This window comes from Variovorax sp. EL159, from assembly GCF_900100965.1.
Classification (GTDB): domain Bacteria; phylum Pseudomonadota; class Gammaproteobacteria; order Burkholderiales; family Burkholderiaceae_C; genus Variovorax.
Window position 1 is genome coordinate 512,051 of record NZ_FMUJ01000002.1, and the last position, 16,813, is coordinate 528,863.

A 16,813-nucleotide genomic window follows, 5' to 3' on the forward strand; every position below is an offset into this window, starting at 1 on the left:
CTTCATCGGCCCGACCGAAAGGCTGTCATGGCACAGCTGATGTCGCTGCTGGTGCAGAACGCCATCCTGGTGGTGTTTGCCGCGAGCTTTGCCGCCCGCCTCGGGCTGCCAGTGCCGGCCGCCGCCGTGCTGGTCGTCACAGGGGCCTTGCTGGCGGCGGGCGACGTGTCGGTGGCCGGCGTGGTGCTCGCCGCGGTGGTCGCCAACCTGCTGGGCGACGGTGCCTGGTTCTATGCCGGCCGCCGCTTCGGCTATCGCTTCATGCGGCTGCTGTGCCGCATCTCGCTGTCGCCCGACTCGTGCGTGCGGCGCGGCGAATCGCTCATCACCGACTGGGGTGGCCTGTCGCTGGTGGCGGCCAAGTTCGTGCCGGGCGTGTCGGTGGTGGCACCGCCGATGGCCGGTGCGCTGGGCATGTCGGTGCGGCGCTTCATCGGCTTCGACGTGGGTGCCGCGCTGGTCTGGACGGGGTTGTTCCTCGGCCTGGGCTGGCTCTTTCGCAACCAGATCCAGGAAGTGCTGGCCGTCATGGCGCAGGCCGGCGGCATCGCCACGGCCGCGCTGGCGGTGCTGCTGGTGGTGTTCCTGGCGGTGCGCTACTGGCGTCGCGTGGCCTTCAGGCGGCTGACCGGCATGCCGCGCATCAGCGTCGACGAGCTGCACGAGCTGCTGAGCGGCGAGCAGCCGCCGATCATCATCGACGTGCGCGGCAAGGCCGGCATACAGGTCGATCCGCGCCGTATTCCGGGCGCGTTGCCGTACACGCTCAAGGCGCTGCAACAGCGCACGCTCGACCTGACGCTCGACCCCGACCGCGACGTGGTGCTGTACTGCAACTGTCCCAACGAGGTGTCGGCCGCACAGGCCGCGCGCGTACTGCTGGCACGCGGCGCCCGGCGCGCCCTGCCGTTGACCGGCGGGCTCGACGCCTGGGTGGCTTCGGGCCGCCCCACCAGCCTGCATTGACCGGCGCCTGCAGGAATCGGCCTGCCGTGCTAAGGTGCCCGCCCCGGGTTAACCCTTGGTCCTCTTTCTCTTTTTCAGAGAGAGCCATCGCCCGCTACAGAGGCTCTCCGTGCCACTTCCCGACGCTCCCTTTCCCGATGCCGCGCAAGTGGCCCGAGCCGACGAGGCCCATGCCTCGAAGGCGGCCAACGACGCCGGCCACATCACCGGCCTGTCGCCCGCACTCACACTGGTCTTCGCTGTCGCCTGCGGCCTGTGCGTGGCCAACATCTACTACGCCCAACCGCTCATCGGCCCCATCTCCGACACGCTGCAGCTGCACGCGGGCCTGGCCGGTTTGATCATGACGCTGACCCAGCTCGGCTACGGCGCCGGCCTGCTGCTGCTGGTGCCGCTGGCCGACGTGGTCGAGAACCGGCGCCTGATCGTCGGCGCGCTGTTCGGCGCGGTGATCGGGCTGGTGGGCATCGCGCTGTCGGGCTCGGCCGTCACCTTCCTGGCGGCGTCTTTCGTGGTGGGCGCGTGCGCCGTGGCGGCGCAGGTGCTGCTGCCCTTCGCCTCGCACCTCGCCCCCGAGGCCACGCGCGGCAAGGTCGTCGGCAACATCATGGCCGGCCTGCTCGGCGGGATCATGCTGGCACGGCCCTTCGCGAGCGTGGTGGCGGCCAGCCTGGGCTGGCGCGCCGTGTTCTGGATATCGGCCGTGCTCATGGCCTCGCTCATCGTCGTGCTGTGGCGCGTGCTGCCGCAACGGCACGCGCATGCGTCGGTGGGCTACGCGCGCACCATGGCCTCGCTGCCCGGCATCGTGTGGAACACGCCGCTGCTGCGTCGCCGCGGCCTGTACCAGGGAATGATGTTCGCGGCCTTCCAGGCTTTCTGGACGGCCGTGCCATTGGCGCTGGTGCATGAGTTCGGCATGGGGCAGGGCGGCATCGGCCTGTTCGCATTGGCCGGTGCGGCGGGCGCGCTGCTGGCGCCGGTCGCGGGCCGGCTGGCCGACCGGGGACTGACGCGGCCCGCCACCGGCGCGGCCATCGTGGTCGCGCTGCTGTCCTTCGTGCTGGGGGGCGTGTCGATGCACTTCCATTCGCTGGCCGGGCTGGTCGCGGCGGGCATCCTGCTCGACGGCGCGGTCCAGCTGTGCCAGGTGCTCAACTTCCGCAGCCTGTTCATGCTGGCGCCCGAGTTGCGCGGCCGCCTCAACGGCCTGTTCATGACCTTCATCTTCATCTGCGCGGCAATCGCTTCGGGCATCGCGGCGGCGGTGTACGCCTTCCACGGCTGGACGGGCTTGTGCCTGCTCGGCGGCGGCTTCGTGACCGTGGCGCTGCTGTACTACGGGACCGAATTCATCGGCCGCACAGCACCAGCCACCGCCACGTCGGGGCGCTGAACGACAGGGCCGTGATGGCCCCGCGCTTAGACTGCGCGCCATGAATTTCTTTCGCCGCTGGTGGGACCGGCAGAACGAACGCGATGCCTTCAAGAAAGGAATGATCGCGTTCAGCAAGCATTGCGTCGCGGCCGTGAAGCACCACGTGCCGCAGGCCACCAGGGTACGCGCCCGCGCGATCTGGTACGGCGACCAGACCCGCGCGCGCGTGGTGTGGGCCGACGGCAGCGGCCGCACCTGGCAATGGCCCCTTTACCTTGCTTTTCACGCGTACCGGAAGGCACCCGAACAGCGCGAGGCCATCATTGCGCGTTCGCTACACGCGTTGCTGAACCCGCCCGACGACACCGGGGATGAGGACGACGAACAGCGCGTGCCCCGCACCGCGGAGCAGGTCGCGCAGCGGCTGCTGGCACTGGTCGCCGTGGTGTGGCGCGCCAACACCCGCGAAGAGATCGCGCAGGAAGGCATCGCCTGGGCCAAGGCGCACGGCATCACCGCGTTTCTTTCTCCCAAGGAGCACGACTTCATCTTTCATGCGCAGCGCCCGCCGCAGCAGGACTTCACGAACCTCGGCTGGCGTGCGGAGGCCATGGTGCCGATGATCTGGGCCCTTGGCGGCTTGCCCGCGATGCCGCCGTCCAACGAGCGCAGCACAAGCTGGTCGAACCCGATGCTCCGGCGGGCCATGCAATCGCCAGCCGACTTCATCGCGAGCGCGGCACTGCGCCCGGCGGTCGCGGTGGAAGACGAAGAAGGCCGCCTGCTCGACGAGCACTGGCATGTGCGCGACGCCCAGCTGCGCCGCCAGCCCGTGCCCCCGGGCCTTGACGCCGGCATCGTCATCGAGCGGCGCTATGCGCTGAGCTGGATGGTCGGGTATGGCGACAACTGGGACGATGTGCCCACCGACACCTGACGCGATCCGAAGGAAAGGGGTTCGCCCTCAAAGCGCACCAGGGGCGGTGCAGATGCGCTCCCACAGCCGCCCGACCACGCCCCGTGCGTTGACCCGCGACCGGTAGGCCACGATGCTCACTTCCACGTCCCAGGTGCCGTCGCCTACGGGCACGAGGTCCGCGAGCCGGCCTGAAACGAAAGAGCTGTCGGGCAGCCATGCGATGCCCATGCCCTGCGAAGCCAGGTCGCCCAGAACGTCCGTCATCTCGGCCTCGAAGGCGCGATAACCCACCAGCGGCTGGGACGACTGCTCGATGGCCGAATCGACCACGCGTGCGAAGTAGCCGCTGGGCGAATACATGAGCAGCGGTACCGGCTTGGCATGCGTGCCCGGCAGCGCGAGCCGGTCCGAATCGGCCAGCGCACGCGACGCATACGGCCGCACCTTTTCAACGCCGAGTTCATGCCGGTCGAAGCGCGCCATGTCGAGCTGCACCGGATGCGCCGCCTGGTGAAAGCCGATGAGGATGTCGGCCGAGCCCGCGTTGAATGCGGACACCGTGTCGTGCACGTTGCCCACCTCCAGGCTGCAGGTGATGTCGCCTTCTTCCGACCACCGCGGCCACCAGACCGGCAGCCGCGTGCTGACCAGCGCATAGGTTGAGGCGATCCGCACGTGGTTGCGCGATGGCGCGTCGCCGATCTCGGCCCTGGCGTCGGCGATCTGGTTCAGCAAGCCGGTCGCCACCTTGCGAAAGCGTTCGCCCGCGGGTGTGAGCCGTGTCGGGAACGCAGCCCGGTCGATCAGCTTGGCGCCCAACCATTGCTCCAGCGCCTGGATGCGGCGGCTGAACGCGGCCTGCGACACGTTGCGCATCTCCGCCGCGCGGGTGAAGTTCTGCACTTCGGCCAGCGTCACGAAGTCCTGAAACCAACGAGTGTCCATCGCGAGATCTGCTCCTTGGCACACGCGGATTGCAAGCCGTGTGCCCATTCGTTTTTCGCATCGCCCATGCGTGCCGCGCATTGCGGCCGGATGCAAACTCGACATTGGACCGCAGGCCCGCTGCTCGCGACCATTCACGAATCCTCTCTTCACAACCTCAAGGATTCGATCATGAGCGAGCAACTTCGTGCGGCGGCAAGGCAATACATGGTTCGCTACGGCGGCGACACGTTCCCCAACCTGTTCCGCAGTGCCCGGGGCGCCATCGTGATCGACGACACCGGCCGCGAGATCCTCGACTTCACCTCGGGCCAGATGTGCGCCACCATCGGCCACAACCACCCGGCCATCGTGCGCGCGGTGCACGAAGCGGGCGAAAAGGCCTTCCACATGTTCAGCGGCATGATCCCCGAGGTCGTCGCCGAACTCGCGCAGAAGATGGCGACCGACTGGATGCCCGCGCCGCTCACCAAGTCGATCTTCGTGAACACCGGCTCCGAGAGCAACGAGGTGGCGCTTCGCATGGCGAAGATGTACACGGGCGGCTTTGAGATTTTGGCCGTGGGCGGCTCGTGGCACGGCGTGACGGGCGGCACCAGTGCCGTGTCGTTCGCCAGCGACCGCAAGGGCTATGGCGTGCATGTACCCGGTGTGTTCGTCATGCCCGAGCCGAATGCCTACCGGCCCTACATCAAGGGCATGTCGGCCGAAGAGTCGGCGCTGACCTGCCTCGAACTGGGCCTGAAGATGTACGACATGGCATCGACCGGCCGCCGTGCGGCCATCATCATCGAGCCCATCATCAGCGCCGGCGGCGTGCTGGTGCCGCCCCGGTCGTACATGCAGGCACTGCGCAAGGCGGCGGACGAGCGCGGCATGCTGCTGATCTTCGACGAGGCGCAAACCGCCTTCGGCCGCATCGGCCATCGCACCGCGTCGGACTTCTACGGCGTGGTGCCGGACATCATGTCGGTCTCGAAGACCATGGGCGGCGGCCTGCCGCTGGCCGCGACCGTCACCAGCCCGAAGATCGAGCAGGACGTGTTCGAGAAGGGCTTCACCTTCTACACGAGCCACGTCTCCGACCCGTTGCCCGCCACCGTGGGCCTGGCCGTTCTCGAAACCATCCGCCAGGAAGGCCTGATCGAGCGCGCCCGCACCACGGGTGCCTACCTGCGCGGCCAGCTGCTCGACATGCAGAAGCGTTACGAGGCCATCGGCGATGTGCGCGGCGAAGGCCTGCTGCTGGGCGTGGAACTGGTGCAGGACCGCGAATCGCGCCTGCCGTACCACGAGCTCGGCGCCCGCACGACGAAGAAGTGCTTCGAGCTGGGCCTGAGCATGAACATCCGACGCCGGCCCGAGCGCGGCTCGGTCTGGCGCATTGCGCCGCCGCTCACGGTGAGCAATGAAGAGATCGATCGCGCCACCGCCATCCTCGACCGCGCGCTGCGCGAAAGCCTCGACGAGATCGCCCGGCCCGCGCCCGCGATCCCTGTGGCCGCGAAGGTGTCCGAGCCCGTCGCAACGAGCAACTGAACGCCATGACGACCAGGCCCCTTCTTCTCGGCGCCGTGCTGGCCCTTGCTTTCGCAAGCGCCGGCGCGCAGGACAACGGCACGCTGGCCAAGGCAAGGGCGGCAGGCACGATCACCATGGGTGTGCGGGAGGCATCGCCGCCACTGTCGTACTCGCTGGGCACCACCTACGTGGGCTACCACGTCGAGCTGTGCGAGCAGACGCTGTCGAAGCTGCTGCCCGGCGTTGCCATCCGGCAGATGGCCGTGACCTCGCAGAACCGCCTGCCGCTGCTGCAGAACGGCACCATCGACATCGAGTGCGGCTCCACCACCAACAATGCCGCGCGCCAGCAGCAGGCCGCGTTTGCCAACACGACCTACATCACCGAAGCGCGCTTTGCCGTGCGGGCTGCCAGCGGCATCACGTCCGTCGAGCAGCTCAAGGGCAAGACCGTGGTGACGACCACCGGCACCACGCTGGTCCAGCGGCTGCGCAAGCTCGAACAGGACAGGAGCTTCGGCATCACCGTGGTGCTGGCCAAGGACCACGCGGAAAGCTTCCTGCTGCTGGAAAGCGGCCGGGCCGATGCCTTCGCGATGGACGACAACACCCTGGCCGGCAACATCGCCAACGCCCGCAATCCGGCCGACTTCAGGATCGTGGGCAAGCCGCTGGGCATCGAGCCCATCGCCATCATGCTGCGCAAGGACGACCGCGCCTTCAAGAGCGCCGTCGACGGCTACCTCGCCGGCGCCGCGGCCTCGGGTGCGCTGGAGAAGCTGTACGCCAAGTGGTTCATGGCGCCGATTCCGCCGAAGAACGCGGTCATCAACATTCCGCTGAGCGATTCGCTGAAGGCAGCGTTTCTATCGCCGAACGACCGGCCGGCGGAGGCCTACGAAGACCGGTAGGCGGACATGCGTCGGTGCGGGATCAGTCGAGCCTGGTCATCGGGCATTCGAGCACGAGCCGCTCTGGCAAGGGCGAGTCGCGCCAGTCGGGCAGGTCTTTCTTGCGGAACGCCTCGAGCGACGGATAGCCGTCAGCAGTCCAATCCGTGCCATCCACCTGTTCAAGGGCGAGCACCTCGTACAGGCACTTGCTGCCACCGGCCTTGAGGCGAAAGGCCATCCTCTGCCTGCCATCGGCCTGGCTGGTTTCCAGCACCTCATAGGCGCTGCGCCTGCAGGTGCTGAAGCTCGACTTCCATTCGATGGTCTGGCTGCGCACATGAAGCGTGCCATTGCACGCTCTGCCAGTGCCGCTGAATGTGCCCTTGAAGGCGCCAGCAGCTCCGGCCGAGCAGGCGAATGCCAGAAGGCACAGCGCAGCACATTTGCCTACTTGCATGCGGCGGCCTCCGCTTGTCTGCGCACGGCGGCCAACGCATAGCTCAGTTTTTTCGCATAGACCGCGTCACCGCCCGCGTTGTAGTAGGCCGCCACACCCGATGCGGTGATGGGCTTCCAGCCGGTGATGACCCTTTGGATGGAGGCCTTCTGATAGCGCAAGACATCACCGGGCCGGAGCACGTGCGCTGACGGATTGAGCTTCTTCATGACTTCCGGCGTGCTGCCCTGTGCCCGAGCGATGCTGCTCAGGTTGTCACCACTCCTGACAGCGACGTCATAGGTCCGGGTGTCTGCATCCAATACGCTTTGAAAGGAAAAATTGGTCATGCGCAACAGCAGATAGCCAATGCCGGCACGGATGTTGTGTATCGGCGTGCGCCTGACACCATCGATCGACAGACTCCTGCGGTACGACGGCGGCAGGATCAGCTCGCCACCGTCGCTGTTACCCAGCAGCGCCTGGAGGCCGGGATCACCGGTGTTGCCGATCTGCATCGGGCGGGTCTTCCACTGCGCCCGCTTTGCGCCTGTTTCCACCCAGAGAATGGCCTTCACCATTTTCCAATCCAGAGGGACATAACCTGGTGTCTGGGAGAGATGCATGTCGTATTCATGAACGGCTTCACGGACATCGCAGTCGTGGCTGTCCCATTCGTTGTCTGCCTTGTCGATGCTGCGCTCCCAGCCCGAAGTGTCCGGCTCGGATGTCGCTTGCTCGCGTGTCTTGCTCATGCATTTCCTCCCTGCTTTATTGATGTGTCCGTGTTTTAGGTCGATCCGCCGCCGCACACTGTCACCCAACGTCATCCGCATGGAATTTTTCCGCGAATCGATGGCCCGGATTCCCCCTTTCAACCCCGGTGGTAGCCTTGCCCCCGATGAACCTCCGCACCAAGATCGTTGCGCTTGCCGTGGCACCTCTGCTCGTCGCATTGGTGCTGGTGGCCCTGGCGGTGCGCCACCAGGAGCACGACCTTGCGCAGCGCGAGCGCGCGCTCATCGAGCGCAGCTACATGGCCCAGCGCCGCAGCGAGCTGCGCAGCTATGTCGACCTGGCGGTGAGCAACCTGCTCCCGCTCTATGAATCTGGCCAGGACGACGAGGCCACCCGCAACGAAGCTCTGCGCCGGTTGGCCGCGCTCAACTACGGCGACGACGGCTACTTCTTCGTCTACGACCTGGAGGGCAATTCGCTCATGCATTCGCGCCAGCCCGAGCTGGTCGGACAGAACCTCTGGGGGCTGCGTGACTCGCGCGGCCGCTACACCATCCAGGAGCTGATCAAGAGCGCGAAAGAAAACGGCGGTGGCTACGTCGAGTACGAATGGCGCAAGCCGTCGAGCGCGCAGATGGCGCCCAAGCTCGGTTACGTGACCGCCATGCCGCGCTGGAACTGGATGGTCGGCACCGGCCTGTACCTGGACGACATCCAGTCGACCATGGACACCCTCGACCGGCAGATGAACGCCAACGTCACCGCCACGCTGCTGTGGATCGCCGGCATTGCCGCGCTGTGCCTGGGCGTGGTCAGTGCCGCCGGCCTGCTGCTCAACCTGAGCGAGCACCGCACGGCAGAGGCCAAGCTGCGTCTGCTCGCGCGGCGCGTGGTGCAGTCGCAGGAAGAAGAACGCGGCCACCTTGCGCGCGAGCTGCACGACGGCACCAGCCAGACGCTGGTGTCGGCCAAGCTGCTGATCGAATCGGCCGTCGAATCGCTCGATCGCCAGCAGCAGCCCACGCCGCCCGCGCTCGGCAAGGCGCTGCAGCGGCTCAACGATTCGTTGCTCGAGGTGCGCCGCATCTCGCATCGGCTGCGCCCCGCGCTGCTCGACACACTGGGTCTGCCCGCAGCACTGGAGCGGCTGGTCGACGAGTTCAGGGAAGAGGGCGGTGCCGACGCGTCCATCATGCGGCAGGGCGAAGCCTTCGAGCTGTCGCCCGAAGTCAAGACCGCGCTCTTTCGCCTGACGCAAGAGGCGCTGACCAACGTGCGCAAGCACGCGCAGGCCCGCCACGTGCACGTGGCGCTGGGCTTCGACGAAGAAGAGGGCGTGCGGCTCGAAGTGAGCGACGACGGCATCGGCTTCGACATCGAGGCCGTGCAGCTCGACCCCCGGCGCGGCATCGGCCTGCGCAACATGCGCGAGCGCATGGAGTCCATCGGCGGCCGGCTCACGATGTGTTCCAACGAAGGCCGCACGTCCATCCTGGCCGAGGTGCCGGCCCGCAGCGCGAAGCCCGAAACCACATGACAGCGACGACAGCCAAAGATGCATTGGCAGGGCCGGCAGTGATCCGCCTGTTCCTGGTGGACGACCATCCGCTGGTGCGCGACGGCCTGCGCGCCCGGCTCAGCACCATGCCCAACCTGGAGATCGTCGGCGAGGCCGGCAGCGCCGCCGAAGCGCTTGCGCTGGTCGGCACCGTGCGGCCCGACCTGCTGCTGATGGACGTGGGCATGAAGGACATGAACGGCATCGACCTTGCGGCGCTGCTGCTGCAACGCCAGCCCGCGCCGCACATCGTGATGCTCAGCATGTACGACAACCCCGAGTACGTGCAGAAGGCTCTGCAGGTGGGCGCGCGCGGCTATGTGCTGAAAGACGCGCCGGCCGCCGAGATCGTTGCTGCCATCGAGGCCGTGTCGGCCGGCGGCACCTTCCTGAGCCCGGCCGTGTCGAAGAAGCTGTTTCGCAACCAGGAACCGAGGCCGCTGCTCACGCCGCGCGAGAGCGAGATCCTCACCGCGCTGGGCCGCGGCGAATCGAGCAAGCAGATTGCGCGCGACCTGGGCCTGAGCGTGCGCACGGTGGAAGCGCATCGGCAAAGCATCAAGCGGCGGCTGGGCATCGAAGGGCAGGCCGAGTTGATCAAGTACGCGGTGGAGCATGCGCGGGAATTCGAACGGCGCTGAGTTGCGCTGACCATTCGCGCTTGTTCGCGCGCCCATCTTGGGGCGATACCCGTCTCCGTCGCGAGAGATGGGCGGGACGTCTTTTCCTGTCTCCATCTTCCCGGTTCATTGCCGCTTCCGAAGAGATGCTTTCTCTTGCGGCGGCGCTTTCGCATCTCTTTCCCCTTCTTCGAATAAGGCCGTCATCAGTCTTTCAAATTTCGTGCGCCCGAAATGCGCCCGATTCGATTCGAAAGACAAATATCCGAGATGGCAAATATGTAATTTGAAGGTGCGAAAGATGTAATCCGAAAAATAAAACCGAAGGAGATGATTCACCGCAGATGCCCGGAAATCAATGCAGGCAGAAAACCTGAAATTCCAGCGCGCATCCGGATTTCATGGACGCCCGGAGAGGAGCGCCATGAGATCCGAAACAAGTGTCCGAAGCCCCCGCCGAGGACACATGAATCAAACCTTCAATTCGGGATCCGCAATGAAAAGAACGTTCATCGCCGTAGCAACGCTGTCCGGCATCGGACTGGCCAATGCACAAACATCCGTGACCATGTTTGGTGTCGTGGATGTCGGCGTCAGCAGCTATTCGTCCAAGTCGCAGGACATGAACCGGGGGACGTTGCTGAATCCGTTCTACCTGAACCAGGGTTCTCGCACGGCCAGCCGCACTGCCCTGAGCAATGGCAACTACGCATCGAGCCGGCTCGGCTTTCGCGGCACGGAAGATCTGGGCGGCGGAATGGCGGCCAGCTTCTGGCTCGAGGCCCCGATTTCGCCTGACGACGGCAGCACGGGCATCGCCACCTTCCAGCGCCGTTCCACGGTCAGCCTGTCGGGGGGATTCGGCGAGTTGCGCCTCGGGCGCGATTACGTTCCCACGGCCTGGAACGACATCGTGTTCGATCCCTTCGGCATCGTCGGCGTCGGCCGCAGCCTGATCTTCACGGCGCTCAATACCAATACGCGAGGCGGCCCCGGCGGATTCGGCGGCGACCTCAACTACAACCGTGCCAGCAATTCCATCGGCTATTTCTTTCCACCGAATCTCGGCGGCTTCTACGGCCAGCTGATGTATGCGATCAACGAGAACACCAAGTACGACCCGGGCTCCACGACGCCGCCGGGCCTCAACGCCGCGGGTGGGCTCAATCCGGGCACGGTCGCGACGGTGCGGGCCGGCCGGTACATCGGCGGCCGCGTCGGTTATGCCAACGGTCCCTTCGACGTGGCCCTGTCTTATGGAAACAGCACGACCGCGGACAGCTTCTATGTCGGCACCACCGATTCGGTGAAGACCCTGAACCTCGGTGCCTCGTACGACTTCGGGCCGGCCCAGCTGTTCGGCGAACTGTCGCGCGCCACGAGTTCGCGCAAGTACGCCACCACGCCTTTCGGCGGCGGCGTTCCGGACACCGATCTCACGGGCTATCTGGTCGGCGTCAAGGTGCCGGTGGGTGCGGGCCTGATCCGGGCTTCCTATTCGCAGGTCAAGTACGACCTCAACACTCCGGTGGGTCTTCCCTTCGGTGCGACAGCAGGCGATCCGAAGGCCAACAAGCTGGCCATCGGCTACGTTCACAACCTGTCGAAGCGCACGGCGCTCTATGCCACTGTCGCGCGCATCAGCAACAAGAACGGTGCCGCGCTCACGGTTGGGGGCCCGTCTTTCGTCGGCGGCAGCGCGTTCACGCCGAAGACCTCGACGGGCTACGACCTGGGCTTGCGCCACGCGTTCTAGCCATGGCCGATTCCGCAGCGCGATGCGCTGCGGAATCCAGGGTTTCTCCAAGGGTGCTAGAGGTAAGTTCCCTTTTCGGCCCGCGCATTGCGCGGGCCTTTTTTCTTGGCGCTCATTCCTTTGGGCCGTTGCCTCGTGGCGCCGCTAGTGCCGGAACCAGATCTTGAGCGTCAGGTAGAGCGCATAGCCGAGGCCCACCACCATCCACAGCAGGAAGAACATGTTGGACCAGTACTCCGCCGCATTCGCGGCCATGGTGTAGAGCTGGCCCTGGCAGCCCTTGCCGAGGCACTGGATCTCGCGGCGAACCAGTGCGCGCAGCATGAAGAAAAGCAGGGCGCAAGCGATGCCCGCGCACATCAGGAAACCCACCGGACCCAGCGGCCCCTTGACCAGCTCGCCGTTCTCGTCGCGAGGTCCCTTGCGAAGAAGATTCTGCCCGTACCGGTAGCAGACGAAGGCCAGGAGGAGCATCAGCGCGTAGTAGATGACGTGTCGCATTTCGTCGGTTGGGTTGTGGCGGGAGTTTGCGTCGCGACGGATGGTATCCGGCAATGGGGTGAGGGCGTTCGGCCATGTGCAGGCCGGCACCTGCTCAAGCAGCTTCGCCCTGCTACCCTTCGAACAGCCTCATCCATACACAGCCACGATGCACGACCTTCCCCACAGCGCCGCCGCCGATCGCAACAAGCAGCCCATCCTTGAAGCGCTGACCCGCATCCTCGGCAAGCAGGGCGCCGCGTTGGAGATCGCATCGGGCACAGGCCAGCACGCAGCCTGGTTCGCATCGGCGATGCCTGATTGGACTTGGCAACCTACCGACGCAGACGCCCGCATGCTCCCCGCCATTGCAAGCCGTGTCGCGGAAGCCGCGCTGCCCAATCTCCGGCCGCCGCTGCTGCTCGACGTGATGGCGCCTCGGTGGCCATCACAAGGTTTCGCGTTCACAGAGAGCGAAGAAAAGTTCGACGCAATCTACTGCGCCAACATGCTGCACATCGCGCCGTGGGCGACATGCGCGGCCCTGATGCAAGGAGCCGCGCGGCATCTGCGTGTCGGCGGATTGCTGATCACGTACGGGCCGTACTTCGAAGAAGAAGTCCCGCCGGCCCCAAGCAACCTGGCGTTCGACGAAGACTTGCGCGCCCGGAACCCGGCTTGGGGAATTCGCCGTCTGGAAGACGTGGCCGCGGAAGCGGCCCGGGCAGGCGTGACGCTGCAAGAGCGCCACGCGATGCCCGCGAACAACCTGCTGCTGGTCTTCGCGCGTCACTGATTCACCATGGACCGGATGTCGGTCCCGTCGACTGCCTCAGGCCTGGGGCTGAGGCTGGATCAGCGGCTCCAGTTCGGCACGCAGGCGCCTCACCGCGATTTCATGCGGCAGCGTTTGCGGGCCGCGGCCATAGGTCATGGCCTTGCGGATCAGCCGCAGTTGCTCGTGCTGCATCCGCCGCTTCAGGCGCCTTGCGCGCAGGCCGAAGGTCCAGCCTATTTCCATGCGGACCTTGTAGCGTTGCAAAGGCGCGCCCAGGCGGACCCATTCGTCGTCGCGGATCAGGTCGCGCTCGGGCACGAAGTAGGCCGCAAGCGCATGCAGGTAGGCGCCGTTCTCGCGCGCGGCGGCCCGCCAGAAGAGCCCGGCCGCGATCAGCACGGGGACGCCCTTGACGACGAGCAGCAGCGCCATCTCGCCGTAGCCGTCGTCGAAGAGGTCTTCGAGAAAGGGCGAGTTCCATATGAAGTGCATGGCCCACGCCAGCGCGAAGCACAGGAAGGCGCAAGCGAGCCTTGTCACCATGCGGCGCTCGGGGTGCAGCAGGAACCAGGCGACGCCGAATGATGCGACGGCCGTGTAGGCCGCGTGGCTCCACAGTCCGCTCAGCAGCCCGCGCGTGAGCAGGTTGAGAAACACGGGGTAGACCTGGTTCTCGAGCGGAAAGTGGATGGAGGCGTTGACGGTGTAGCTCAGGTTTTCGATCACCTGAAAACCCAGGCCCGTCATGGCGCCGACGATGAGCACCGAGAGGTAGGTCTGGAACTGGTTGCGGGCAATCATCACCACCAGGATGACGCCCGCGAGCTTCAGGAACTCTTCGGTGATCGGTCCCGCCACCGCCGGCCCCCAGACCGCAACGAAGTCGGGCGACACCAGCTTGGCGCACAGGCTCTGGATGGCGATGTTGGCAGGCGCGGCGAAGTAGACCGCGCCGAGGCCGCCCCACGCAAAGGCCAGCACGAACGCCTCCGGGGAATGCTGTTCGAGCAGATCCAGCGTGCGAAAGACAAGAAGAAACGCGAGCGTGTAGCCGCCCCACACCAGCAGCCCCAGCAGCACGGTGATGGGCACCACGCGGAACCCCGTCGCGAGCATGCTGACGATGTAGAACAGGCCATTGACGATCAGCGCCGCCAGCAGCCAGAAGGCCGCGCGGCGCGGCTGGAAAAATGAATCGGTGCCGACGGGCCACGCGCTCCGTTCTTGCTCGAAAACGTCCGAACCACTCATTGCGGTGCCTCCAAGTCCATCGAGTCGAGCATGCGCCGTGCGTCGTCCAGCGCATCGCTCAAGCCGTCGTTGGGGCCGTAGAAGTCGATCTGCACCAGCGACCGGCGCCGCTGGTCCACCACTTGCCAGAACCGGCCGCCCAGCTTCGATCCGTAGTAGGCGAAAGTCTTGCCCTGCAGTCCCCAGCCGGTGACGAAGTCGGACACATCGCCGTCGATCTGCAAGCCCTGGCCGCGCTCCATGAGCCGTTGCTGCCGCACGAGGGGCCCGTCGGGTCCGCCGGCCCACGGCCATGTGTTCACGAGGAATTTGTGCCCTCCCTTGAGCAGCAGCAAAGACTTGCCGGCCTTCGAGCGCGACACGTCCATCTGCCATCCTTCGGCGGGCACGAACCGGGCCTGGCCGACGGCCACCGTCTGCCCTGCGTCCAATGGGCGACTGCCGGGCGTGTGGCGGTCCCAGAATGTCAGGCCGCCCACATAGCCCGCAATGGCGAGCAGGACCGCGAGCGCACCCGGCCAGGTGCGGTACGGGATACGGCGTGACGGCTCGAGCATCCGTCGATCGTGCCACACGGGCGCGAGCGCGCTGCCTTGGCCGAGGCCCGGTCCGAGCACGGCAAGGCCCGGTCATCAATCACGATGTTTCAGTTTTGAAACGCCTGCGCCCGCCGATACGGTGCCGCGGGCGTTTAAATTCGGTGCCGGCGCGCGCCATGCGCACCGAATCCTCTCGACAACCCTTCCATTGAAGAAAGAACTCCTCGTTTTGAACAAGACCGAACTCATCGCCGCCATCGCCACGGACACCAACCTCAGCAAGGCCGATGCCGCCCGCGCGCTCGACGCCGCCATCGAAAACCTGTCGGGCGCCCTGGCGCGTGGCGAAACGGTGCAACTGATCGGCTTCGGCACCTTCGCCGTGGCAAGCCGCCCCGAGCGCTCCGGCCGCAACCCGTCGACCGGCGAGCCGATGACCATCAAGGCCAGCAAGGCCCCCAAGTTCACCGCCGGCAAGGCGCTGAAGGACGCGGTCAACGCGGCCTGATCGTTCCTGGCGGCATCCGCGTTGCCGCGGCCCCTCATGCTTTTGCGCGGATCAGCTGCGCAAGCAGGGTCAGCACGGCAAACGCCAGGATGACCGCCACGCCCGCATACAGCATCGACAGTTGTGTGCCGGGCAGGATCGCTGCGGTGACCACCGCGAGGCCGCAGGCCCCGCCCACCTGCAGCGAGCTGTTGAGCAGGCCGGCGGCGAGCCCTTGCTCTTCGTCGGCCACGCCGTTGGTACCGGCCACCATCAACGCCGAGATGCTCAGCGCAAAGCCCACGCCCCACAACACCGACGCGGGCAGCAGCACGCCCCACAGGTCCGGCTCGGGCCCGATGCGCAGCATCAGCAGGTAGCAGGGCACGAAGGCCGAGAGCCCGACCAGCAGCACCCGGTTGACGCCGAACCTGCCGATGAGCGCGCCGATCTTCGGCCCGATGACGACCACCATCAGCCCCGCCGGCAGCAGCACCAGCGCCATCTGCCATGGCGTCCAGCCTTGCAGGTTCTGCAGGTACAACGCAATCAGAAACTGAAAGCCCATCGCGCCGCCGTACAAGAGCGCGGCACTGACGTTGGCGGCCACCAGGCCCCGGTTGCGAAAGATGTCCAGCCGGATCAGCGGCTGCTTCGCATTGCGCTCGATGACGACGAAGCCAACGAGCAACAGCATGGACAGGGCGAACCCGCCGAGGGTTCGCAGCGACACCCAGCCGGCCTCTTCCGCAGAGACCACGGTGAAGACCAGCAACAGCGTTCCCGCAACCAGCGTCAACGCGCCGCCGATGTCCAGCCGCAGCCGTTCGGTGCGCGGCGGGTCCGGTGGCAGAAAGCGCAAGGCGGCCAACAGCAGCAGCACGGCCACCGGGATCGGCAGGATGAAGATGTAGCGCCAGTTCATCGCCGCGAGCAGGCCTCCGATCAGCAAACCCGAGGAGTAGCCCGACGCCTCGAAGAGATTGAAGATGCCGAAGGCCTTGTTGCGGTGCGGTCCTTCGGCAAAGGTGGTGGCCAGCAGCGACATGGCGGCCGGCCCGGTGAACCCTGCGGCCATGCCCTTGATGAAGCGCGAGACGATGAGCAGGAACGCGTTGTCGGCGAACACGCCGAACACCGACACCAGCGCGAACACGGCCAGCCCGGTCACCAGCACGCGCCGCCGTCCGAACAGGTCGGCACATCGCCCGCCGAGCAACAGAAAGCTGCCGAACGCCAGGATGTAGGCGCCGACAAACCATTGCGCGGTGCCCGCGCTGATGCCGAACTCGTGCTGTATCTCGGGGATCGCGACGGCAATCATCGAGATGTCGAGCCCGTCCAGCAGAATCACGCCGCTGAAGATGAGCAGCGCGACCCACAGGCGCGCGGGCCAGTGCAGGGCGTTTTCATGGGGGTCCACGGGGCGGCCCAAGGCCCCGCCGGCCGTGCGCTCTTCGCACGGGGTCGAGCTGGCTGACATTTATATTCACTCCATCGTTGTCAATCCGCACGATCATTCCCGGGGGCGAAGGCGTTGGGAAACGA

Annotated in this window: 17 protein-coding genes; 10 read left to right on the plus strand and 7 right to left on the minus strand. The window is 66.2% G+C overall.

Annotation, left to right across the window (positions count from 1 at the left end; translation table 11 throughout):
- Positions 1–27: 27 nt before the first annotated feature.
- The 3 genes from BLQ28_RS08615 to BLQ28_RS08625 all read left to right on the plus strand — a co-directional run bounded on the left by BLQ28_RS08615 (position 28) and on the right by BLQ28_RS08625 (position 3,281).
- Positions 28–966, plus strand: a complete 939-nt coding sequence (locus tag BLQ28_RS08615; RefSeq protein ID WP_093238386.1) for a DedA family protein/thiosulfate sulfurtransferase GlpE — start codon at positions 28–30, stop codon at positions 964–966.
- Between the two features lie 109 nt (positions 967–1,075).
- Positions 1,076–2,362 carry an MFS transporter gene (locus tag BLQ28_RS08620; protein ID WP_256327228.1) on the plus strand — a complete coding sequence of 429 codons (1,287 nt, stop codon included), beginning with the start codon at positions 1,076–1,078 and terminating at the stop codon, positions 2,360–2,362.
- A gap of 40 nt (positions 2,363–2,402) precedes the next feature.
- Entirely contained in the window at positions 2,403–3,281 is an 879-nt protein-coding gene (locus BLQ28_RS08625) for a DUF4272 domain-containing protein (protein ID WP_218121910.1), read from the plus strand.
- A gap of 27 nt (positions 3,282–3,308) precedes the next feature.
- On the opposite strand, the gene BLQ28_RS08630 is transcribed toward BLQ28_RS08625, so the two are convergent.
- On the minus strand, positions 3,309–4,208 hold the full coding sequence (locus BLQ28_RS08630; RefSeq protein WP_093238387.1) for a LysR family transcriptional regulator: 900 nt from the start codon (positions 4,206–4,208) through the stop codon (positions 3,309–3,311).
- A gap of 171 nt (positions 4,209–4,379) precedes the next feature.
- Between BLQ28_RS08630 and BLQ28_RS08635 the strand changes: the two genes are divergently transcribed.
- Both BLQ28_RS08635 and BLQ28_RS08640 read left to right on the plus strand, forming a co-directional pair.
- Positions 4,380–5,747, plus strand: coding sequence for an aspartate aminotransferase family protein (locus tag BLQ28_RS08635; RefSeq protein ID WP_093238389.1), 1,368 nt, complete (start codon positions 4,380–4,382; stop codon positions 5,745–5,747).
- A 5-nt stretch (positions 5,748–5,752) separates the two neighbouring features.
- Complete coding sequence (locus BLQ28_RS08640; protein ID WP_093238390.1) at positions 5,753–6,640, plus strand: transporter substrate-binding domain-containing protein; 888 nt, start codon at positions 5,753–5,755, stop codon at positions 6,638–6,640.
- A 22-nt stretch (positions 6,641–6,662) separates the two neighbouring features.
- Here the strand turns inward: BLQ28_RS08640 and BLQ28_RS08645 are convergent, their stop codons facing one another.
- Together BLQ28_RS08645 and BLQ28_RS08650 are read right to left on the minus strand one after the other, a co-directional pair.
- Positions 6,663–7,079 (minus strand): hypothetical protein, encoded by a 417-nt coding sequence (locus tag BLQ28_RS08645; RefSeq protein WP_093238392.1) that lies wholly within the window; start codon positions 7,077–7,079, stop codon positions 6,663–6,665.
- Positions 7,070–7,813: a LysM peptidoglycan-binding domain-containing protein gene (locus BLQ28_RS08650; protein ID WP_093238393.1), complete on the minus strand. Its 744-nt coding sequence runs from the start codon at positions 7,811–7,813 to the stop codon at positions 7,070–7,072. Before BLQ28_RS08650 ends, BLQ28_RS08645 begins: the two co-directional genes overlap by 10 nt.
- 146 nt (positions 7,814–7,959) lie before the next feature.
- Between BLQ28_RS08650 and BLQ28_RS08655 the strand changes: the two genes are divergently transcribed.
- From BLQ28_RS08655 to BLQ28_RS08665, 3 genes are all read left to right on the plus strand, one after another.
- Positions 7,960–9,333 (plus strand): cache domain-containing protein, encoded by a 1,374-nt coding sequence (locus tag BLQ28_RS08655; protein WP_093238395.1) that lies wholly within the window; start codon positions 7,960–7,962, stop codon positions 9,331–9,333.
- Positions 9,330–9,995 carry a response regulator gene (locus BLQ28_RS08660; RefSeq protein ID WP_093238397.1) on the plus strand — a complete coding sequence of 222 codons (666 nt, stop codon included), beginning with the start codon at positions 9,330–9,332 and terminating at the stop codon, positions 9,993–9,995. Before BLQ28_RS08655 ends, BLQ28_RS08660 begins: the two co-directional genes overlap by 4 nt.
- A gap of 475 nt (positions 9,996–10,470) precedes the next feature.
- Positions 10,471–11,730, plus strand: coding sequence for a porin (locus BLQ28_RS08665; protein WP_093238398.1), 1,260 nt, complete (start codon positions 10,471–10,473; stop codon positions 11,728–11,730).
- Positions 11,731–11,874: 144 nt separating this feature from the next.
- Here the strand turns inward: BLQ28_RS08665 and BLQ28_RS08670 are convergent, their stop codons facing one another.
- On the minus strand, positions 11,875–12,231 hold the full coding sequence (locus BLQ28_RS08670) for a hypothetical protein (RefSeq protein ID WP_093238400.1): 357 nt from the start codon (positions 12,229–12,231) through the stop codon (positions 11,875–11,877).
- Between the two features lie 148 nt (positions 12,232–12,379).
- Here BLQ28_RS08670 and BLQ28_RS08675 point away from each other — a divergent pair, with 148 nt between their 5' ends.
- On the plus strand, positions 12,380–13,006 hold the full coding sequence (locus BLQ28_RS08675) for a DUF938 domain-containing protein (protein WP_093238401.1): 627 nt from the start codon (positions 12,380–12,382) through the stop codon (positions 13,004–13,006).
- A 36-nt stretch (positions 13,007–13,042) separates the two neighbouring features.
- Here the strand turns inward: BLQ28_RS08675 and BLQ28_RS08680 are convergent, their stop codons facing one another.
- Complete coding sequence (locus BLQ28_RS08680) at positions 13,043–14,239, minus strand: PrsW family intramembrane metalloprotease (protein WP_093238403.1); 1,197 nt, start codon at positions 14,237–14,239, stop codon at positions 13,043–13,045.
- Entirely contained in the window at positions 14,236–14,796 is a 561-nt protein-coding gene (locus BLQ28_RS08685; protein WP_093238404.1) for a hypothetical protein, read from the minus strand. The genes BLQ28_RS08680 and BLQ28_RS08685 overlap by 4 nt, the downstream gene beginning before the upstream one ends.
- Positions 14,797–15,007: 211 nt before the next feature.
- On the opposite strand from BLQ28_RS08685, the gene BLQ28_RS08690 reads away from it, so the two are divergent.
- A complete protein-coding gene (locus BLQ28_RS08690; RefSeq protein ID WP_093238406.1) occupies positions 15,008–15,286 on the plus strand; it encodes an HU family DNA-binding protein in 279 nt (92 codons plus the stop codon).
- 34 nt (positions 15,287–15,320) lie between these two features.
- Here BLQ28_RS08690 and BLQ28_RS08695 read toward each other — a convergent pair whose 3' ends face one another.
- The gene (locus BLQ28_RS08695; protein ID WP_093238407.1) at positions 15,321–16,748 is read right to left on the minus strand and encodes an MFS transporter; all 1,428 of its coding nucleotides are present in this window, start codon (positions 16,746–16,748) and stop codon (positions 15,321–15,323) included.
- Positions 16,749–16,813 lie beyond the last annotated feature (65 nt).